Origin of the sequence: Micromonospora sp. NPDC049799 (assembly GCF_040656655.1) — a bacterium.
Taxonomy (GTDB): Bacteria; Actinomycetota; Actinomycetes; order Mycobacteriales; family Micromonosporaceae; genus Micromonospora.
This window is the reverse complement of sequence record NZ_JBFAMU010000716.1, coordinates 1-2,002: the sequence shown is the minus strand read 5'-3', so window position 1 is coordinate 2,002 and position 2,002 is coordinate 1. Positions and strand designations below refer to the sequence as shown.

Genomic DNA, 2,002 nt, shown 5'->3' with positions numbered 1-2,002 from the left:
GCTGCCCAGCGGTGAGCCCGGCGGCCCGGACCGCGCCCGCGACCTGCCCGACTCCGACCGGGTCTACGCGGCGGTCGCCCGCACCGAGGAGATGCAGGCGTCCGCGGTGGCCAGCGCCTCCAGCTGGGCGGCCGTCAGACCCACCCGCCGGGCCAGGTCCGGCATGTCCCGGTACGCCCCGTGCGCCGTCCGTTCGGCCTCGATCCGCTCGGCCACCTCGTCGCCGAGGGTCCGCACGCCGGACAACCCCAGGCGTACGGCCGGACCGCCCAGCCCCCAGGCGTGCGGCGGCTCCCCCGGCACGCTCCCCCACCGGGTCCGCGGGGTCGACTCCAGGACGGCCTTCGCGCCACTGGCGTTGATGTCCGGCCGGCGGACCTCCACCCCGTGCCGGCGGGCGTCGTCGACCAGGGTCTGCGGCGCGTAGAAGCCCATCGGCTGGGCGTTGAGCAGGGCGGCCAGGAACGGCGCCGGGTGGTAACGCTTGAGCCAGGAGCTGGCGTAGACCAGGTACGCGAAGCTCATCGCGTGGCTCTCCGGAAAGCCGTAACTGGCGAACGCCGACAGCTTCCGGTAGACGTCGTCGGCCAGCTCACCGGTGATGCCCCGCTCGGCCATCCCGGCGTAGAGCCGCTCGGCGATCCGGGCCATCCGCTCGGCGGACCGCTTGGCGCCCATCGCCCGGCGCAGCTGGTCCGCCTCGGCCGCGTCGAACCCGGCCAGGTCGATCGCCAGCTGCATCAGCTGCTCCTGGAACAGCGGCACGCCGAGCGTCTTCTCCAGCGCGTTGCGCATCAGCGGGTGCGCGTACTCCACCGGCTCCTGGCCGTTCTTGCGCCGGATGAACGGGTGCACCGAGCCGCCCTGGATCGGGCCGGGCCGGATCAGCGCCACCTCGACCACCAGGTCGTAGAACTCGCGCGGCTTCAGCCGGGGCAGGGTGGCCATCTGGGCGCGGCTCTCCACCTGGAACACCCCCACCGAGTCGGCCCGGCAGAGCATGTCGTAGACCTCGGGGTCGTCCAGGGTCATGTCACCCAGGTCCAGGCTCATCCCGATCATGTCGTAGCCGTAGTGCAGCGCGGAGAGCATGCCGAGGCCGAGCAGGTCGAACTTGACCAGCCCGACGGCGGCGCAGTCGTCCTTGTCCCACTGGAGCACGCTGCGGCCGGGCATCCGCCCCCACTCCACCGGGCAGACCTCGATCACCGGCCGGTCGCAGATCACCATGCCGCCGGAGTGGATGCCCAGGTGCCGGGGGAACGTCTGCAGCTCGTTGGCGTACGCGACGACCTGCTCGGGGATGTCTTCGGTGTCCACCGACGCCACCGAACCCCACCGGTCGATCTGTTTGCTCCACGCGTCCTGCTGGCCCGGCGAGAAACCGAACGCCTTCGCCACGTCCCGCACCGCCGACCGGGGCCGGTACGAGATGACGTTGGCGACCTGGGCGGTGTGCTCCCGGCCGTACCGGGCGTACACGTGCTGGATCACCTCCTCCCGCCGGTCGGACTCGATGTCCACGTCGATGTCCGGCGGGCCGTCCCGTTCCGGGGCGAGGAACCGCTCGAAGAGCAGCCGGTGCCGGACCGCGTCCACGTTGGTGATCCGCAGCGCGTAGCAGACCGCCGAGTTCGCCGCCGAGCCCCGCCCCTGGCAGTAGATGTCCTGCGCGCGGCAGAACGCGACGATGTCGTAGACCACCAGGAAGTAGCCGGGAAAGCCGAGATCGGAGATCATCCGCAGCTCGTGGTCCAGCTGCGCGTACGCCCGCGGGTGCGCCTCGCGCGGGCCGTACCGCTCCCGCGCCCCCTGCTCCGTCAGGTGCCGCAGCCAGCTCATCTCGGTGTGCCCCGGCGGCACCGGGTACGCCGGCAGCGTCGGCGCGACCAGTTGGAGGTCGAAGGCCAGTTCCGCGCCGAACTCGGCGGCCCGGGCCACCGCACCCGGGTACGCGGCGAACCGGGCCGCCATCTCGGCGCCGCTGCGCAGGTGGGCGGTG

Annotated in this window: 1 pseudogene; it reads right to left on the bottom strand. The window is 72.6% G+C overall.

Annotated elements, in window-relative coordinates:
- Nucleotides 1–93 precede the first annotated feature (93 nt).
- Nucleotides 94–2,002 (bottom strand): annotated as a pseudogene (locus AB0I76_RS28665) (error-prone DNA polymerase); the annotation flags it as partial.